Origin of the sequence: Pseudoalteromonas sp. SWYJZ98 (assembly GCF_015864495.1) — a bacterium.
Lineage (GTDB): Bacteria > Pseudomonadota > Gammaproteobacteria > Enterobacterales > Alteromonadaceae > Pseudoalteromonas > Pseudoalteromonas distincta.
Window position 1 is genome coordinate 55316 of sequence record NZ_JADYXA010000001.1, and the last position, 18823, is coordinate 74138.

At 39.6% G+C, this 18823-nt stretch carries 19 protein-coding genes; 11 read left to right on the plus strand and 8 right to left on the minus strand.

The window, feature by feature from the left end; genetic code table 11:
* Positions 1 to 28: 28 nt before the first annotated feature.
* Positions 29 to 760: a sortase-associated OmpA-like protein PdsO gene (pdsO, locus tag I6F10_RS00260; protein WP_197098136.1), complete on the minus strand. Its 732-nt coding sequence runs from the start codon at positions 758 to 760 to the stop codon at positions 29 to 31.
* 204 nt (positions 761 to 964) lie between these two features.
* Between pdsO and pdsR the strand changes: the two genes are divergently transcribed.
* From pdsR to I6F10_RS00275, 3 genes are all read left to right on the plus strand, one after another.
* The gene (pdsR, locus tag I6F10_RS00265) at positions 965 to 1654 is read left to right on the plus strand and encodes a proteobacterial dedicated sortase system response regulator (protein ID WP_197098138.1); all 690 of its coding nucleotides are present in this window, start codon (positions 965 to 967) and stop codon (positions 1652 to 1654) included.
* On the plus strand, positions 1654 to 3792 hold the full coding sequence (gene pdsS, locus I6F10_RS00270) for a proteobacterial dedicated sortase system histidine kinase (RefSeq protein WP_197098139.1): 2139 nt from the start codon (positions 1654 to 1656) through the stop codon (positions 3790 to 3792). The genes pdsR and pdsS overlap by 1 nt, the downstream gene beginning before the upstream one ends.
* Positions 3793 to 4073: 281 nt before the next feature.
* Positions 4074 to 4238: a hypothetical protein gene (locus tag I6F10_RS00275; RefSeq protein ID WP_165743405.1), complete on the plus strand. Its 165-nt coding sequence runs from the start codon at positions 4074 to 4076 to the stop codon at positions 4236 to 4238.
* Between the two features lie 5 nt (positions 4239 to 4243).
* Here the strand turns inward: I6F10_RS00275 and I6F10_RS00280 are convergent, their stop codons facing one another.
* Positions 4244 to 5494, minus strand: coding sequence for a multifunctional CCA addition/repair protein (locus I6F10_RS00280; RefSeq protein WP_197098141.1), 1251 nt, complete (start codon positions 5492 to 5494; stop codon positions 4244 to 4246).
* A gap of 132 nt (positions 5495 to 5626) precedes the next feature.
* On the opposite strand from I6F10_RS00280, the gene I6F10_RS00285 reads away from it, so the two are divergent.
* Entirely contained in the window at positions 5627 to 5854 is a 228-nt protein-coding gene (locus tag I6F10_RS00285) for a hypothetical protein (RefSeq protein ID WP_007581571.1), read from the plus strand.
* 30 nt (positions 5855 to 5884) lie between these two features.
* Here I6F10_RS00285 and I6F10_RS00290 read toward each other — a convergent pair whose 3' ends face one another.
* Genes I6F10_RS00290 through I6F10_RS00305 form a run of 4 tightly spaced genes read right to left on the minus strand, consistent with a single transcriptional unit; the run spans position 5885 to position 9750 of the window.
* Complete coding sequence (locus tag I6F10_RS00290) at positions 5885 to 6385, minus strand: DUF1543 domain-containing protein (protein WP_002961636.1); 501 nt, start codon at positions 6383 to 6385, stop codon at positions 5885 to 5887.
* 8 nt (positions 6386 to 6393) lie between these two features.
* The gene (locus tag I6F10_RS00295; protein WP_197098143.1) at positions 6394 to 7743 is read right to left on the minus strand and encodes a sigma 54-interacting transcriptional regulator; all 1350 of its coding nucleotides are present in this window, start codon (positions 7741 to 7743) and stop codon (positions 6394 to 6396) included.
* Between the two features lie 2 nt (positions 7744 to 7745).
* A complete protein-coding gene (locus tag I6F10_RS00300; RefSeq protein ID WP_197098145.1) occupies positions 7746 to 8291 on the minus strand; it encodes a hypothetical protein in 546 nt (181 codons plus the stop codon).
* A gap of 1 nt (position 8292) precedes the next feature.
* A complete protein-coding gene (locus I6F10_RS00305; RefSeq protein ID WP_197098147.1) occupies positions 8293 to 9750 on the minus strand; it encodes a sensor histidine kinase in 1458 nt (485 codons plus the stop codon).
* Positions 9751 to 10080: 330 nt separating this feature from the next.
* Here I6F10_RS00305 and I6F10_RS00310 point away from each other — a divergent pair, with 330 nt between their 5' ends.
* The 5 genes from I6F10_RS00310 to I6F10_RS00330 all read left to right on the plus strand — a co-directional run bounded on the left by I6F10_RS00310 (position 10081) and on the right by I6F10_RS00330 (position 13053).
* Complete coding sequence (locus I6F10_RS00310) at positions 10081 to 10317, plus strand: EF-hand domain-containing protein (RefSeq protein ID WP_197098149.1); 237 nt, start codon at positions 10081 to 10083, stop codon at positions 10315 to 10317.
* A 24-nt stretch (positions 10318 to 10341) separates the two neighbouring features.
* A complete protein-coding gene (locus I6F10_RS00315) occupies positions 10342 to 10569 on the plus strand; it encodes a hypothetical protein (RefSeq protein WP_024604359.1) in 228 nt (75 codons plus the stop codon).
* Positions 10570 to 10755: 186 nt separating this feature from the next.
* The gene (locus I6F10_RS00320) at positions 10756 to 10992 is read left to right on the plus strand and encodes an EF-hand domain-containing protein (protein ID WP_197098150.1); all 237 of its coding nucleotides are present in this window, start codon (positions 10756 to 10758) and stop codon (positions 10990 to 10992) included.
* A gap of 9 nt (positions 10993 to 11001) precedes the next feature.
* Positions 11002 to 11238, plus strand: coding sequence for an EF-hand domain-containing protein (locus I6F10_RS00325; protein ID WP_197098152.1), 237 nt, complete (start codon positions 11002 to 11004; stop codon positions 11236 to 11238).
* 132 nt (positions 11239 to 11370) lie between these two features.
* Positions 11371 to 13053, plus strand: coding sequence for an amidohydrolase (locus I6F10_RS00330; protein WP_197098154.1), 1683 nt, complete (start codon positions 11371 to 11373; stop codon positions 13051 to 13053).
* Positions 13054 to 13108: 55 nt separating this feature from the next.
* Here the strand turns inward: I6F10_RS00330 and I6F10_RS00335 are convergent, their stop codons facing one another.
* Positions 13109 to 13948: an HDOD domain-containing protein gene (locus I6F10_RS00335; RefSeq protein WP_165743401.1), complete on the minus strand. Its 840-nt coding sequence runs from the start codon at positions 13946 to 13948 to the stop codon at positions 13109 to 13111.
* 296 nt (positions 13949 to 14244) lie between these two features.
* On the opposite strand from I6F10_RS00335, the gene I6F10_RS00340 reads away from it, so the two are divergent.
* Complete coding sequence (locus I6F10_RS00340; RefSeq protein ID WP_165743399.1) at positions 14245 to 15945, plus strand: dipeptidyl-peptidase 3 family protein; 1701 nt, start codon at positions 14245 to 14247, stop codon at positions 15943 to 15945.
* 41 nt (positions 15946 to 15986) lie between these two features.
* Here the strand turns inward: I6F10_RS00340 and I6F10_RS00345 are convergent, their stop codons facing one another.
* Positions 15987 to 16391 carry an HIT domain-containing protein gene (locus tag I6F10_RS00345; RefSeq protein WP_165743397.1) on the minus strand — a complete coding sequence of 135 codons (405 nt, stop codon included), beginning with the start codon at positions 16389 to 16391 and terminating at the stop codon, positions 15987 to 15989.
* Between the two features lie 111 nt (positions 16392 to 16502).
* Between I6F10_RS00345 and I6F10_RS00350 the strand changes: the two genes are divergently transcribed.
* Positions 16503 to 18728: a S9 family peptidase gene (locus tag I6F10_RS00350; protein ID WP_165743395.1), complete on the plus strand. Its 2226-nt coding sequence runs from the start codon at positions 16503 to 16505 to the stop codon at positions 18726 to 18728.
* The last annotated feature ends 95 nt before the right edge of the window (positions 18729 to 18823 follow it).

Below are 18823 nucleotides of genomic sequence, written 5' to 3' on the forward strand. Positions count from 1 at the left end.
GCTTTGTTTTACTTAGATTCAGTTAGATTTAGTTACTCGCCGTTTGGCCATTTACTGGATTTATTGAGCGAGTGGTAAGCGTTACGCGTCTATCAAAAAAGTTATCTTCCACCGTGTTGCTGTTAGCCAACGTTTGCTGCTCGCCAAATGCCTGCGTGCTTAAGCGCTTGTGGCTCACACCGTGTTTTATTAAGTAGCTTTGCACGGCATTTACACGCGCTTTAGAAAGTAAAAGGTTGGCTTGCTCATCGCCGCGCTGATCGGCAAAGCCACTTAAATCAAGTGCGAGTTGTGGTTGGTTGTTTAACAAGGTAACGAGTTGGTCTAACTGCAGTGCAAAATGCGGGGCAATAACACTTGAACCTGTTTTAAATTGCACCGTCATCGCCAATAAGTTATTAATTTGAACTTGAGTTAACTGCTCATTTTGATTGGCAAGCACTTCTAGCTGTTGCTCTAACATATTGTTGTGGTTAAGCACGTGTTGGTAATCGCTGGTTTTTTCTTTCATAACCGTAATTGCACGCTCTTGCTCTGCAATTTTGTTATCAGCTACTTTTGAATCACCTATTAAACCACCGGCAAATGCCCCAATAAACGCACCTATTGGCCCGCCTACTACGCCGCCAATAATAGCGCCTGCACCTAGTCCAATAGCCGTTTCTTTATGGGCTTCTTTTGATGGCGTGTTAGATGTTGAGGCAATTGCTGGAGTACAAAAACTAGCAACGAGTGTTAATGCAATTAATGTCTTCTTCATGACGTGCTCCTTAAACTTACTTTTTAATTTGTGATGTTTTGTTTTGATGGACCTATTAAAACAAGTTCAAGTGGCAACAAAGGGGATCAAAAATGGCAAACTGCTGAGCAATTGTGGCAAAAAAATGGCAATTGCCTTTTTAAGCGTACTTAGCTTAAAAACTTCGATATAGTGCACAGCAGAGCCGATAGGATAATGATTAAGATGAAAAAAATAGCCATCGTTGAAGATGAACCCGCAATCCGCGAAAACTACATAGAAATGCTGAGCGCACAGGGCTACCAAGTCAGTGGCTTTGAAAATCGCGCCAGCGCAGAAGCTGAATTTAAAAATGCCCTGCCCGATTTAGCCATTGTTGATATTGGCCTAGGCCATGAAATAGATGGTGGTTTTTTACTGTGCCAAACATTGCGATCGCTTTCTAAAACGCTGCCTATTATTTTTTTAACCGCCCGCGATAGCGAAATAGATACCGTATGCGGCCTGCGCATGGGCGCCGACGACTACCTAACAAAAGACATAAGCTTGGCTCACTTGGCTGCACGTATTGGTGCGCTGTTTCGCCGAATGGAAGCACTTGAACAACCTGCTGATGCAAACGCACTCATAACACGCGGACAATTAACGCTCGACACACAACGCATGCAGGTATTTTGGCAGCAACAATTAGTTGATTTAACCGTAACCGAATTTTGGATGCTGCATTCACTCGCCCAGCGACCTGGCCATGTTAAAAGCCGTAACGAATTAATGAGCGATGCAAAAATTTATGTAGACGACAGCACCATTACTTCACACGTAAAACGTATTCGTAAAAAGTTTATAGCACTCGATAGCACCTTTGATTGCATAGATACCGTGTATGGCATGGGCTACAGGTGGGAACAACACTAATGCTACGATTTGGTCTGCGCAGTAAATTTATATTACTTTCATGTTTTTTGTTTTTGCTACCGTGGCTTGGCTACGAGTACGTATGGGAAATGGAAAAGTTTTTACGCCAAGGCCAAGAAAAAACCCTCGTAGGCACCACTCGAGCACTTGCTACCGCATTACATGAGCGCCCCGCATTATTTGACGAGCAAACCAACTTTTTAGACCAAGTAGTAAAAGGCCGCGATTTATACGCTTATAATCTTAAAAACCCTATTCAGCTCGACGGTAAACTTAACGATTGGGACAGCTATCAACCGCTATTTTGGCATTACGACAAGCGCTACTTACAAAAAACAGATAACAAACATCAAGCCAGTGACTTATCGTTTGATCATATGGTGGGAAAATTTGATAACTACTTATACGCCGTATTTAAAGTCACCGACAATACCCTTATTTATCGCGCTAAAAATAGCTTAAGTATTACCAATAACGATTATTTACAAATTGGCTTAAAAACACCTGACGGCCAATTTAATACCTATATAATTGCGCCACGCCAAGATGGCTGGGTTAATGCGTTTGATGCAAATACCAAAGCCCCTTTTACAAAAATTCAGGGCTATTTTGAAAGTACCGAATCAGGTTATAACGTAGAGCTGCGCTTTCCTATTAGCATGCTGGGCAACAAACTTGGCTTTGCTATTGTTGACGTTGATAATAAAGAGGCATTATTAGAGCCTAAAATAATGTCGACCTCAAACTTAAATAACCCAAACGATTTGGGCTCGGTATTAGTCCCTTCTCCAGAAATTAGCCGTATTTTAAAAGGTATGGGCCACAGTGGTAGCCGCATTTGGGTGGTCGATAACCATCATCGCGTACTTGCGCAGTCGGGTACTATTCAAAATGCAGATGGCGTTTGGGCTGATGGACTTGCTAACCAAGCACCTGAAACTTGGTGGCAGCGCTTTGAGCAAAATTACTTACACCCAATTTACTATAAAATTTTAACGCGTCCCGAAAATGAGTTTTTAGATACCCTGCACGATGTAGCTTCTATGCAGGGCACACATTTAGCGAAAGCATTAAAAGGACAACCAGCATCGTCTTGGCGCTTAACCCCCGACAGCAAAGCCGTTATTTTATCGGCCGCTTATCCTATTTGGATCCAAGACCAAGTAATTGGCGCAGTAATAGCAGAGGAAACCACAAACGGCGTACGTACGCTGCGTAATAAGTCACTCGAAAAACTGTTTAACGTTATTTTAGCTGTGATGCTAATTGGTACTGTGACTTTATTCTTTTTTGCCTCACGTATATCGAACCGAATTAGGCGGCTGCGCGATACAGCTGAACAAGCAATTGATGCGCAAGGGCGTGTTACTGGCAGTATTAATTACAGCGACGCTAACGATGAAATTGGCGACCTGTCTCGTAGTTTTTCAAACATTGTGAGCCGACTTGGTGGCTATACCGATTACTTAGAGAATATGTCGTCGCGGTTATCCCACGAACTGCGCACGCCGGTTGCCGTAGTGCGCTCATCACTCGAAAACTTACAAAGCTTGCCACAAAACGAGCTGAGTCAAAAATACCTCGATCGCGCCAGCGAAGGCGTTGAACGCTTAGGTAAAATAATAACCACCATGAGTGAAGCAACTCGCCTTGAGCAAAGTATTCAAAGCAACGAGCCTGAGCCTTTTGATTTACAAAAAGTAATAAATGGTTGCATGCAAGGCTATCAGCTTACTTACCCAAACCAGTTATTTACGCTTGATGTATGCCAAAACAAATTACCTATGCAAGGTGCACCGGAGTTTATAGCTCAGCTGCTTGATAAACTTATTAATAACGCGCTGGAGTTTAGTGAGGCCAATACGGCTATTAATGTAGGCCTTAAGCAGAGCGAAAATAAAGCAACATTAACAGTGAGTAACACAGGCCCCGCGTTACCCGAAGGATTAACTGAACATATTTTTGACTCTATGGTGTCGGTACGTAGCCAGCAAATGCAGCAACAGCCACATTTGGGGTTAGGTCTTTATATTGTAAGGCTGGTGTGCGACTACCATAAAGGCAGTGTAACAGCGCAAAACAACGAACAAGGTGATGGTGTAGTATTTACCGTAACACTGCCGTTAGTAAATGGTTAAGGCTGTATTTATACCGTTATATTTGTACCGTTGTATTTATAGCCACAGCATTATATGCAAATAGTAAGTACGCAATAAGTTAAATTCAGCTGTATATTTTTAGTTAAAAAGAGTTACTTTAATTTACCTTAACTCCATATAAATTAACAAACAAATTCCTCTCATCCCTTAAAACCCGCCGGTTACAATTTAGTACAACTTCAAATGTAACTATTCACTTTTAATTCAGTCGAATGACCATACCCTACATCATATTAAAGTATTAAATTGAAGGAATACTCATGAAACCATCACTAGAGCGTGAAGAACTAGACTTTATTTTTGACTTATACAGGCCCTCTAAAAAACCTGAGCCTGAAAATGTAAAACCAAAAAGTACAAACTACAAAGAGCTAAGAAAGCACGACGCGACCAAAAACCAAGGCGTATCGCACTACTTAGTCTAATTTTATTACGCTTGGGACTTCTCATGTTCTAAAAATGCTTTAATGCAGTTTATTTCTGCAAGTTTTACTTCTTCGCCTATTTCAGGGCCTTTTTTGCCATTTTTAAGTGCATTTTGCACTACCAGCTTCTTATCCATTTTTTGCAGTTCAGTATGAATTGCTCGCAGCTTAGCTGATTGCGGGTATGGCTTATCAACAAGTGTTTCACCACGCCCTTGTGCATCGCATTGGCATGCTTGGGTAAACGCTATAAAACGTTCTGGGTGTACCAACGCATTTAAGTTAGTCACTATTAGCTTGTGAATGGTTTGCGGCCTTAACTGATCAATCGTGTGGCAAAGGGTGTGATTATCACTGGTGAGTACGCCAATATCGCGAAAACGGTTAGGCACTTTTAAGCGCTCACAAAACGCCTCAATAACTGCAACACCTTCGCGTTCGTGCCCACGTAGGTTTCCATATTTTTTAAAACTAAGCGCTTTTCCAAAATCATGGGTTAGTGCAGCAAAACGTGTTTCTAAATTAAAATTTAAATCGGCTGCACGCCTAAGTACCAGCATAGTATGTACAAATACATCTCCTTCAGGATGATGGTTTGCCGGTTGCGGTACATTAACCATGCGCTCAAGCTCTGGAAAAACCCCCAAACCTTGCAGTGCTTCAAAATAAAGCTCAGGGTACTTTTCACCCAGTGCTTTTTCAGTTTCAAGCCACACGCGCTCAGGTACTAAATGATTTAGCTCACCTTTATTTTTAAGCTCGCGCATTAATGCATACGTACTTGGGTGAATACGCCAATCACTGCCATAGCGCGCTAAAAAACGGGCAATACGCAGCACTCGAACAGGGTCTTCTACAAATGCCTCAGTGGTGTGGCGCAGTGTTTTATTTTGTAAGTCAGCTTGGCCATTAAACGGGTCAATAATATTACCGCGTTCATCAAGCGCCATTGAATTTATGGTTAAATCGCGTCTTGCTAAATCTTCTTCGAGCGTTACCGTTGGGCTGGCATCAACCACAAAGCCAGTATAGCCTTTGCCGCTTTTACGCTCTGTGCGCCCAAGTGCATATTCTTCTTTTGTTTTTGGGTGCAAGTAAACCGGAAAGTCGCTACCTATTGGTACAAAACCGAGCGACTGCATTGTGTCTGGCGTTTCACCAATCACTACATAATCGTTATCTTTCGATTTTATATTTAGCAGTTTGTCGCGCACTGCACCACCAACGAGGTAAACTTTTTTTAAGTTACTTTTCACTTTATTCCCATAAACATTAATAAAATTGTTTGATACTAATCATAACATTAATTAAAAAATTCTGCGGTGTTTGCCAAGCTTAAGTAAGCTCATTACAATGGCGCATTATTTTCAGCTATAGCTTCGCAATTAATGAAAAACCATTCATCAAAAAAAGAACTCATGTTACTACCCATTTTATTAGTGGTTATTTTAATGTGTGTGGCGGGTCACTTTTTACTACAAGCAAATTTTCAAGACAGTAATGTAGTTGAATACATGTTAGCAGCACTGCCGTTTGCTATGTTTGGATTGGTTATTGTGGCATTTAAAATGGCGGCTAAAAGCGAAAAGGATGAACAAAACGAGCAGGACTCTTAATCCTACTCAGTTTTAGCTACTTATTATAATTTAAAGTATGTGATAGCCAAACCAGTCTGGCTTTATAGGCTGCGATATACCGCTGGGCGTGAGTTTAATGTTTAGCTGGCTGTCGAGTAAATCAATGGCAAAGCAATCGTCTACGTCATGTAAATCATCTTTATGAATATGACTAAGCCCTGCGAGTAAATCGTTTTTAGCGCGCTCTTTAGCTTCATGGCTACTGCTTGCAACATACAATGCAAAGTCGTGTTGCTCAGCCATAGAATCACTTCTGTAAGCGCCTAAATTTACAAAATAGAGTTGTTTATTTTGCTCCACATAGCTGTCGACAACTTCTACTTTAAAGCCATCAATATGATTAATTGCCATGTAGCTATCCATGTGAACACTACTTCTGTCGCCTACCCATTGGCTTTTTAACTTTGAATAGGTTTGCTCTATATTCTCCCCTACTACAAAACGAATATCATGCATTTCAATGTGGCAACCTTGAATCCGGCCACCTAAATACACCATAAATAACTGCATGCTTTTCCTTAACCTAAATTATCAACATCAATATTATGCTTTTTAATCAACTTATAAAAATCTGAGCGGTTGCGCTTGGCAAGCTTAGCGCCTTCAGCTACGTTACCACCTGCCATTTTTAAAGTGTTAATTACATAGTCGCGCTCAAACTCTTTTTTAGCGTCGTTTAGTGATAATGGTTCTACGTTTGTTTCGTTACTATTTAGCGCAGCTAACACTAAATGCTCTGAAATAACATCGCTCGGTGTTAATGCTACAACCTGCTCTACTACGTTTTGTAATTGGCGGATATTACCTGGCCAGTCGTAACGCACAAGTGCATGCATAGCATCGCTTGCAAAGTGTTTTTCAGTTTGGTTCATGCGCTTAGCAATGCTTGCACTAAAGTGCTGTGCTAATAAGCTTATATCTTCGCGGCGCTCACACAGTGGCGGTAATTTTAAATTAACTACGTTTAAGCGATAGTATAAATCTTCTCTAAATTGCTGGTTTAAAATAGCTTCAGGAAGATTTTTATGTGTTGCCGATACAATACGTACATCAATTGCGATTTCTTCTTGAAAGCCTACGGGGCGAATTGTTTTTTCTTGTAATACGCGCAGTAACTTAACCTGCAAGTTAAGTGGCATATCACCTATTTCATCTAAAAATAGCGTGCCGCCCTCAGCTTGTTGAAACAAACCTTGGTGATCTTTAATTGCGCCCGTAAAAGAGCCTTTTTTATGACCAAATAATTCAGACTCTAAAAGCTCCCCTGGTACAGCGCCGCAGTTAATTGCAACAAAAGGACCACCGCTTACATGACTATGCTGGTGAATCGCCTGTGCGAGTAACTCTTTACCTGTACCACTAGCCCCCGAAATTAGTACATTAACTTGCGTTGGTCCAAGTAGTTTTACTTGCTCTAACAAGTGCAGCATTGCACCACTGCGCGTAACTATATTACTTTTAGGTGCAGCTTCATCTGCGTTCACTCCGTGAATTTCTATCGCTTTAGCAAGGCTGTCGAATAGCTCGTCTTTATCTACAGGTTTAGTTATAAATGCAAAAATGCCCTGCTTAGTAGCCTCTACCGCATCAGGTATTGAGCCATGCGCTGTCATCATAATTACAGGCAACGCAGGGTAGCGGCTTTGCAGCTGACGATGCAGTGCCATACCATCCATTTCATCCATGCGTAAGTCGGTTATTACGGCGTCAAACACTTGGCTTTTAAGTATTTGTAGTGCGGTTAAGCCGCTTTCGCAGGTTGTCACTTCGTATCCTTTTGATTCGATACGAATAGCGAGCAGTTTTAATAAGCTAGCGTCGTCATCTACGAGTAATACTTTTGCACCTTGTACTTTAGTTGCGGCCATCGTTACTGCTCCTTCGTTTCTTCTCGTAGTAAAAGTTGCTGCTCAATCGTTGCTAACGATGAGAGAGTTTCTTGCATTTTATTATTAAGTGCTTGCTGCTCTTTTTTAGCATTTATTTGCATAGTTACTTGCTGCTTTTGAAGCCATAAATATTGCTTTATGTCATCAGGCCAAAAGTAAGCAAGATCGAGCTTTAGCAACTTAGTCATTACCATATTTGGATCATCATTTATGTTTAAGCACATGAACTTAAAAAAGCGTTTAAGCTCGTTTTCGCCTGTAAAAACATCTTTGCTAGGTACCAATTTAAATCCGCCACACTGATTAGCGTGCCATGCAATAACTTGCTCTGCAGGAGGATAGCTTGGTTCAATTTTTGGTCTAGGTTTTGGACTAGGGTTACTGTTTTTGTCGTTCGTTTTTTTTGTATCGACCACAGGTGCAGGTGTAATTGACACACGCTCTTCTTGCCCATTATTAATTTCACAACCTGATATAACCATGCTGCTACTGAGCACACATAAAATAGCGATTAAACGCAAGCGCATGTTAATTAACTCCTAGATTTTTTGTTATGGGAATTTTAATTGAAAACCGGCAACCATGTGGCTCGTTATGCTCAACACTAAGTGTACCTCTTAGCTGTTCAACAGACTCTTTTACAATAGTTAAACCCAGTCCACTGCCTTGCAGCGTAACATTTTTACTGTGTTTACCTTGATAAAATGCGCTGAAAATTTGAGTTTTTTCTTGCTCTTTAATACCGCCCCCTTTATCAAGTACAACGATACAAAGCTGGTTTTGCTCAAGCGCTAAATTAATAGTAACGCTTTGCTTATTATCTGAAAATTTTAAGCCATTTGAAATAAGCTGAATTAAAATCATCTCAATAAGCTCACTAGGTAAAGCAAGCGGTTTGTTAGGTAAAGTGTTTTGCCACTGCAGAGCTTGCTCACGCGCACTTAAGCGATGCTCAAAATGGCTATTAATTTTATTAATAAGATAGCTAAATTCAACTTCGCTTAAGCTGTCTTTACTGGTGCGAATCGCATTATAACTCAGCAAACTGTCAATCATTGTGCGAAGGCGCACCATAGATTGGCTAATAAGCTCAAGCACCGCTTTTTGCTCAGCAGTAATTGGACCTACTATTTCATCAGTTAATAAATCAGTGCCTTCGACCATTGAAGCAAGCGGCGTTTTTAGCTCATGAGTTACATGGCGTAAAAAAGTATCTTTTTGCTGCTCAAGCATATGAAGTTGTTCTTGTACCCATTGGAGCTTTTCTCCTAGCTCAACAAGCTCAGCTGAACCTTTCACAGATATTTTTTGCTGCCAATGCCCCTGCCCAAGCTTATCAATAACCGTAGTTAACCCTTTTAGCCGCCCACTTATGCGCCATAAAAAACCTCCCCCAACAATTAAAGTCAGTGGAATAAGTGCCACCAGCCAGTTTATAAATGACGCTTGCAGGCTTGTAAGCTCATTTTGGTTATTGGTAATTTGCGCTTCGTTTTTATCACGTAACCATAAAGTAAGCTCAGCAACTAAGTCGCTCACTGGCACAAATAGCTCAGCTTGTTGTTGTTTTTGCTCAACGAGTTTTACATGCGCGGTTTGTAAGGTGGTATATAAGCGTTGCCATTGGTGGATATACTCTTTATTCGTGTTTACAAATTTGAGTTCATCAATGCTTTGTAGGGATGATTGCCATTTATCGACAATGAGCTTATCAAGCGATTCACTTTTTAATACCCAGTTTTGCCTAGTGGCGCGTTCAAGACTGTTGAGTTCTTGCTTTAAAGTGTTAAACGATTTGGTAACTTGGTAGTTGCTACTCACAATACTTTGAGTAACCGCTAATTGCTTATTAAGCGCATTTAAAAATACGATCACCACTACAGAAAGCGGGAGTAACGAAAGCAGCATACTCATTGCAAATTGCCCAATTAAATTAGGCCGCCAGTTAAGCATTGCATGGTATTTTTTAGCTATGGTTGCTGGCATTTCGTTTAGTCCTTTTAAGTTAAGCGTTCTATTATTAAGTGCTTACCTTATACACTAGCTGAACCAGCAATTATATTTAATACGATTAACAGCCAGCACTACAAAACAATGTGTCGCCAAATAGAGACAACGTAACTCGTTGATTTTAATAAACTCCCTTTTAACCCCATTAAATAGTGTTGCAAAAGGCACACAAAAATTACAATAAACCCAGTAAAAACTTCTCACTGGCTTAAAGAAAAAACAATAACCAATTGAAAAATAACAACAATTATTATTGGCACCATTTTTGTAATAGGAGTAATAACTTTAATCAATAAGGAAATAATTATGAACAAACGCATTTTAGTAATTTCATCATTACTACTGGCTTTAGGCTTTTTAGGCGCTAATGCACACGCAATGGACGTTCACGCGACTTTTAACGAACTTGATAAAGACAGTAACGGCACATTAAGTGAAGCCGAAGCAGGTGAAGATGCTGTGTTACACGAGAATTTTTCTCAAATTGATACTAATCAAGATGGGCAATTGTCGCTAGATGAATTCAAAAAATTTATTCAATAAACTTATTTAATAAGGAACGTGATTATGAAACAACTTATAGCCGCTTTTTCATTAATGTTTTTAGCAATTAGTGCCACCGTAATTGCATCGCCAACAAATGTGCGTTTTGCCCACTTAGATAAAGACATGGACGGACAAATATCAATTGCAGAAGCAAAGGAAGACAAGGAAGTAATGAGACAATTTGCCGACTTAGATGAAGACGGTGATGAAAAAATCTCAAAAAAAGAATTTGAAAGCTTTAAACCTTAATGAGTAATTACTGATTAAGCTTTACTTAAGCTTGTTATAGGTAAACTGGAATTAAAAGCATTTGCCATAATCCCTGAGGGAGTGTGTAAAAGGATTTAATGTTGGGAGTTAAATTACGGCAAGTGCTTTTTCCTTTTCACTTTATTTTACCCACAAACTTTAAATACATCTTTTGGAAGGAACACCATGAAGATACTTCCCCTTATTATAAGCATCTTAATGCTATTAAGCTTTGATGCCGCTGCACTTGATGTAAAGCAACGCTTTGATCACCTCGATAGCGACAAAAGTGGCTATTTAACGCATAACGAACTTGATCCCCAACCACAACTATTAAACACATTTGTAAAATGGGACAAAAACCAAGATAACCAAATTTCGTTAATCGAATTTAAAAATTACCTTACCAATAACCTCTACTGAGTATTTTTCATGAAAAAAACAAGCTATATAGCGCTTTTTGCGTTTGGTATTTTTAGCACATTAGGCTTTGCTGCAAGCAACAATGTTGCAGAGCAATTTGAAAAACTTGATAGAAACCAGGATGGTTTTTTAACACGTTCAGAAACCGCTGTAGACCCTGCTTTGTGGTCTCGGTTTTCAAGCTACGATCAAGACAAAGACGGCAAGCTAACGCTAAGTGAATACAGTTTATACGCTAGTAAATAAACCCTTTCAAAAGCTAGATATTTTATGTTCTAGCTTTACTGCTTTTTTCTTCATCATAATTTGTCTCACATATTAGTATTATAAAGTTGGGTTTGCTAGTGTTAACGCACTAACAATAAAAAATAATGCCTTATGTCGCTCAAAAAAATAATAAAACCACTCATACTAGCCAGCCTTTGCGCTAGTTCTAGTTACACTCTTGCACAAACAAAAGTAATTTATAACGCAAATGGTTATACCCCTTTATACCAAGGTGAAGTACAGCAGTTTACTACCCTCGTTATTAAAAATGGCAAGGTAGTAAAACTAGGTAGCGATACACTTAAAGATAGCTACCCAGATGCCAAGCTAATTGACGCGCACGGTAATACCTTATTACCAGGCTTAATTGATGCTCATGGGCACGTTATTGGCCTTGGCGATAATTTATCGCAACTTGATGTACGCGGTGCAAAATCGGTTGATGAAGTAACGAATAAACTAAAAGTATTTGCCGATAACAAACAAGGTTGGATTATAGGGCGAGGTTGGAACCAAGAGCTATGGCCTGATACACGCTTTCCTACGGCTAAAGATTTAGACAAAGTAGTTAACGATCGACCTGTGGTGCTTTCTCGAGTTGATAGCCACGCCATTTGGGTTAATTCAAAAGCGCTCGAACTTGCTGGTATTACCGCCCAAACAAAAGCGCCTGAAGGCGGTGAGATAATTAAAGACGAATTTGGCAATCCTACGGGTATTTTTGTAGACAAAGCAGAATCGCTAATTACCCAGCATATGCCAGCCCCTTCAAAACAAGATATAAGTGACTCACTAGATGCAGCAGGTAAACATTTATTAAGTTTAGGCATTACCTCTACTCACGATGCAGGTATTGATAAAACCACCTGGGAGGTTTACAAAGAGCGCGGCGACCTTGGTAATTTACCACTACGCATTGTGGCAATGTTAAGTGGTGCAAGCCCTGATTTAGACACAATGTTAAAGGCAGGCCGATACCACGACAAAAATGACTTTATGGAAATTCGCAGTGTTAAAGTTTACGCCGATGGCGCACTGGGCTCTCGTGGTGCAGCACTTATTGAAGAATATGCAGACAGACCTGGTCACCATGGTTTAATGCTTGAAACACAAGAGAAACTCGAAGCACTCTTTACACAAAGCTTTAAAAGCGGCTTTAGCGCAAATACTCACGCCATTGGCGACAAAGCAAATAAAGTAGTACTTGATGCCTATCAAAATGTGTTTAAAAAAACGGGCGGTATATTACTGCGAAACCGAATAGAGCACGCCCAAATTGTAACCCCTGATGATATCCCTCGCTTTAAAGCGTTAAAAATAATCCCTTCAATGCAGCCAGTACATGCTACTTCTGATATGTATATGGCAGAGCAGCGTTTAACTGAAAAACAACTAAGCGGCGCCTACGCGTGGCAAACATTTTTACAGCAAGGTTCGGTGGTTGCGGCAGGCTCTGATTACCCTGTAGAGCTTGCAAATCCATTTGATGGTTTATATTCAGCCATTACACGCATGGATCATAACAAACTACCGGAAAACGGCTGGCGCGCAAGTGAAGTACTAAGCCGCGAAGATGCATTACGTGCATTTACTCTTGGCGGCGCCTATGCAGCTCATCAAGAATTTAAGGTGGGTAGTTTAGAAAAAGGTAAATGGGCCGACTTTATTTTAATTGATAAAGACTACTTTAAAGTGCCTGTTGACGAGATATACAAAACAAACGTACTGCAAACATGGGTAGCAGGAATAAAGCGATACGAAAAAACTAAGACAGAAAATACCACCGAAAAATAAAACTAAAAAAGGGTTAACGCAAGTTAACCCTTTTTGGTTGTGTAGGAAGGCACTTTTAGCTAAACATATTTTTCACATCTTTTAGCATGTCGTTGTACTCATCACTTGTGAATAGCTGCATAGACGGTATAACGCCTTTGTCTATATACGTTTGCAGCGCTGTCGACTTATCAGAAACTTGTAACGTGCCCTCTAAAATAGCCCCTACTCGAATAAAATCCACGTAACTTACTTTTTCAGGTTTGTAACTTGGGTCAGCCCAGCTCTGAGCTACATCAACAAACTCTTTAGGGAATTCCCACGCTTGCATAATAGATGAGCCAATTTTTCCACTCAGCTTTTGAATTGCGTGCGCTAAAAAGCTTGGGTTGGCAAATACCTCTGGGTGGCGCTCAGCTTCGGTTAAAATTGGTAATACACCAATATTATAAACAAGTGCGGCGAGTGTAATAGAATCGCGGTTTAGTGACGTGTGCTTACTATTTTTTAAATAAAATTCCATGAGTGATATTGAATGGCTAGCAACAGTTAATGTTTTTTGCCATGCCTTACCCATGTAGCCTTTAATTAGCTCATTATTTGATACAAATAATTGTTCCATAGCCATAGCTGTAGCAATGTTTTTAATTTGACGTAATCCAATACGAGTCACTGCTTGTTGTAAATTAGATACTTTTACAGAACGTCCCATAATCGCACTATTAGCTACTTTTATCATACGAGCTGAAAGCGCTGGATCTTGTGAGATTACATCTGACATTTGGATTAAATTCACATCTGGGTTATCTGCAGCTTGGCGAACCTTAATCGCTACTTCAGGTAGCGTTGGTAAAACCAACGTATCGTTATTTATTCTATCGACTAGAATCGTTAATAAAGCGTTTTCTGTAGACATAAAGCTGCCATCCTTTTGTGTTCAGCCTGTAAAGTAACTGCAAACTCAGGCAGTTAATTTTCGTATTAGTAATATAATTAGTATTGTCTAACTTACCGATAAAGTTAAGAAAATTATAGAAGTTTATTTTTATTTATAATGCTTTACCGCTCATGCTTGCCTTACAACGCCAAATACTTGCTATTTACCATTTAGTTTTGCTTTAATGCACTCACAATAAGGAAGCGTTTGTACATACTTAATATTTTAACTAAAGCAGTACAAATTATTAAACTTACTTTTTAACAGGCAATATAATGATCTTAAATAAAATTAGCCAAGCAATTATGCTCTCTGGTGTTGTTTTTCTTAGCGCATGTTCTGAACAAGCGCCGTCTTCTACCGACAACACAGCCGTAGAGCTTGCTCAAAAAAGCAGTGCACAGTCAGGCCCTAAGCTTATTAATGTAGATAAACAACGTTTAGATATTTACACCGACTTTAGCTTACAAAGTGATTTATCGCACTTAAGCGATAATCAACGAGCAATGGTTGCAAAGCTTATTGACGCTTCAAAAATAATGGATGAGTTATTTTGGAAGCAAGCATTTGGTGAAAATAAAGATGCTTTTTTAGCAAAACTAAACGATGGAAAAGTACGTAAATTTGCTGATATTAACTATGGTCCATGGGATCGTTTAAATGGTGATGAAGCATTTTTATCCAGCTATAAAGAAAAACCTCTTGGCGCACAGTTTTACCCTGCTGATATAACCAAAGAAGAGTTAAACAATGCAGACGTTGAAGACAAAACAGGGCTTTATTCTGTAATTAAGCGTGATGAGCAAGGTAAGCTTTACAGCGTACCTTATTCAAAGGAATACGCTGATGAGCTTGCAAAAGCCGCTGATATTTTACGTGAAGCAAGCAAACTTGCTGACGATAAAGAATTTGCTAACTATCTAAACTTGCGTGCCGATGCTCTACAAAAAGATGACTTCCAAGTATCTGACTTTGCTTGGATGGATATGAAAAATAACCCAGTAGATGTGGTTATTGGTCCAATTGAAACTTATGAAGATCAATTATTTGGTTACCGCGCAGCTTATGAATCTTACGTACTTATTAAAGATTTAAAATGGAGCGAACGCTTAGCTAAATTTGCAGCATTTTTACCTGAGCTTCAAAAAGGCTTACCTGTAGATGCTAAGTACAAACAAGAAGTACCAGGCTCTGACGCCGACCTAAATGCATATGATGTTGTTTACTACGCTGGGCATTCAAACGCGGGTAGTAAAACAATTGCAATTAACTTACCAAACGATGAGCAAGTACAGCTCGAAAAAGGAACTCGTCGTCTGCAACTTAAAAACGCAATGCGTGCTAAATTTGATAAAATTTTAGTGCCAATTTCAGAGCAGTTAATTGTACCAGAGCAGCGTAAACACATTACTTTTGATGCATTTTTTGCCAATACGATGTTCCATGAAGTGGCTCACGGTTTAGGTATTAAAAATACAATTACTGGTAAAGGTACTGTTCGTCAATCCTTACAAGAACACGCAAGTGCCCTTGAAGAAGGTAAAGCCGATATTTTAGGTCTATACATGATTGAACAGTTACTTAAAAAAGGCGAAATTACTGAAGGCACTATTGAAGATTATTACACGACCTTCATGGCAGGTATATTCCGCTCAGTTCGTTTTGGCGCATCAAGCGCGCATGGTAAAGCAAATATGATCCGCTTTAACTTTTTTGCTCAAGCAGGTGCTTTTTCTAAAAATGAAGAAGGCTTATACCGCGTTAATATGGAAAAAATGAGCATTGCAATGGCTAAGCTTTCTCGCTTAATTTTAACCTTACAAGGTGATGGCGATTACGAAAAAGTAGATCAACTAATTGCAACGCATGGCGACATTAAAGAAGAACTTGCTAAAGACTTAGAAAAACTAAGCAAAGCTAATATCCCTGTAGATGTAACATTTAAGCAAGGTAAGGAAATACTAGGGCTTAAATAAGTTTAGTTAAACTTAGTTAAACCCTAAAAAAGCGTTGCAGCTTATAACTGCAGCGCTTTTTTTAGCTCTGTGATTTGTAGATCTGTATAAGGCACTGCTGGGTGCTTACCCCAAATTGGCGCAGGCCATGCAGCATCACTCGTAAAACGCGCAATATGATGAATATGCAATTGCGGCACCATATTCCCTAAAGCCGCTATGTTTAATTTATCTGGTTTAAATACATCCATTAATAATTTACTTAGCTTGGCTGACTCTTTTAAATAAACAATTTGATCATCCTCAGATAAATCAATTATCTCTTTTAAGTTAGCCTGCCTAGGCACTAATACAAACCACGGATACAAGCTGTCGTTCAGTAAAAGCACTTTACACAGTGGCCAATCGGCAAGTTCTATACAGTCGCGTTTAAGTTCTGGCGCTAGTTTAAATTCAGGGTGAGTCATTGCTATGTCCTACTTTGTCTTTGATAATCGCCACTTTATAGCATTTAGTTGCAGTTGCACACGCTTGGCTTTACCATCAAAGCAATATTTATAATAAGCTAAGGCAACCTTGTGCTAAAAAAAATAAAACACCTCTCACTAGCTATACCGTTAATGGTTGGCGCTATTAGTGTTCAAGCAAAACCTTTATCGCTGGAGCGTATTTTTGACGATCCGAGCCTTTCTGGTAAATCGCCTGTACAACTTAAATTTTCGCCTGATGGCAGCCGTGTAACTTACCTACAAGGCAAAAGCGATGACTACAACCGCTACGATTTATGGGAGTACAATCTAAAAGATAACACCAACCGTGTGCTAGTTGATTCGGCAAAGTTATTTTCAGGCCCAGAAAACCTATCAGATGAAGAAAAAGCACGCCGCGAACGCCAACGTATTTTTGGTAAAGGCATACTTGAATACAAATGGTCTAAAGATAGCAAAGCACTTTTATTCCCACTCAATGGTGACCTTTATTATTACGATTTAGCCTCAGCTAAAAGTAAAAAACTAACCGACACTGAAGCATTTGAAACCGATGCACGCTTTTCACCTAAAGGTAACTACGTATCGTTTATTCGAGAGCAAAACCTTTATGCTTTAGAGCTTGAATCAGGTAAAGAGATTCAGCTTAGTAAAGATGGCGGCGGCGTAATTAAAAACGGCATGGCCGAATTTGTTGCTCAAGAAGAAATGAGCCGTATGACAGGTTACTGGTGGTCAGGTGATGAAACTAAAATTGCCTATACCCGCGTTGACGAAACCCCTGTAAAAGAAGCTATCCGTAACGAAATTTACGCTGACGAAGTTAAATTATTTAACCAGCGCTACCCGTTTACAGGTACCGATAACGTTAAAATTCAACTTGGTGTGGTTAAGCTAAACGACCAAAAAGTAGATTGGATTGATTTAGGTAAAGATGAAGACATTTACATTGCGCGCGCTAAATGGCTAAAAGACGGCAATACACTGTCGTACCAATGGCAAAATCGCTCGCAACATAAATTAGAACTGCGTTTTTATAACAGCGAAACTAAAGCCCAAAAAGTAGCACTGACCGAAAATAGCAAAACGTGGATTAACCTACATTTTGATCTTGAGTTTTTAAAAGACAAAAAACATTTTGTATGGGCATCTGAGCGAGACGGCTTTAAACATTTATATCTGTATCGCACAAACGGTCAACTTGTACGTCAAATCACCTCTGGTGATTGGGCTGTTGATAGCTTAAAAGGTATTGATGAGAAAAAAGGCATTGTTTACTTTGCCGGTCGAAAAGATACACCGCTTGAAAGCCATTTATACAGCGCGCCTTTATTTAAAAAAGGCGATGCCAAACGTATTACCGAAAAAGGTCAGTACCACAATGTTGTGCTAGCAAAAGACAATAAAACCTTTATCGATAATAGCTCGTCTGATAATAAACCAAACTCAGCAGCACTTCGTAAAGTAAACGGCGAATTCATTACCTGGCTTGAAGAAAATAAGCTTGATAGTAACCATCCGCTTACTCCTTATTTAAGCGACTTAGCAAAACCAGAATACGGCACAATTAAAGCCGATGATGGCCAAGTTATGCATTACCGTTTATTTAAGCCTAGCACCATTGCTGATGGCAAAAAGCACCCTGTTATTGTTAACGTATACGGCGGCCCGCATGCTCAGCGAGTAACGAATAGCTGGCGCAGTAAAAACTTGTACTTTCAGTACATGGCGCAACAAGGTTACGTAATTTTTCAACTGGATAACCGTGGTTCGTACAACCGTGGTAAAAAGTTTGAAGATGCTATTTATAAACATTTAGGTGTGGTTGAAGTTGCCGATCAAATTAAAGGCGTAGAGTTTTTACGTACACTGGATTACGTTGACCCACAACGCATCGGTGTTTATGGCCACAGTTACGGCGGTTACATGGCGCTTATGACTATGTTTAAAGCGGGCGATTACTTTCAAGCCGGCGTATCAGGTGCTCCAGTAACCGATTGGGCTCTATATGATACGCATTACACAGAGCGTTATTTAGGTCACCCCGATACAAATGCTAAAGGCTATGAAGACAGCGCAGTATTTCCATATGCAGATGGCTTAAAAGGCCCATTAATGATTTACCATGGAATGGCTGACGATAACGTATTGTTTACGCATTCAACTAAATTATTTAAACAACTACAAGATAACGAAAAACAGTTTGAAATGATGACCTACCCAGGCTCTAAGCACAGCCTACGTGGTAAACAAGTGCAAACGCACTTGCATCAAACAATTACAAATTTCTTTAATCGTCATTTTGATGTTAAATAGTTAAACAAGTTTAAAAAGTAGACTAAAGGCTGATTGATAAATCAGCCTTTTTTTTGCATTAATGGTTGTTAAGCCTAGATTAAACTCTCTTTTTA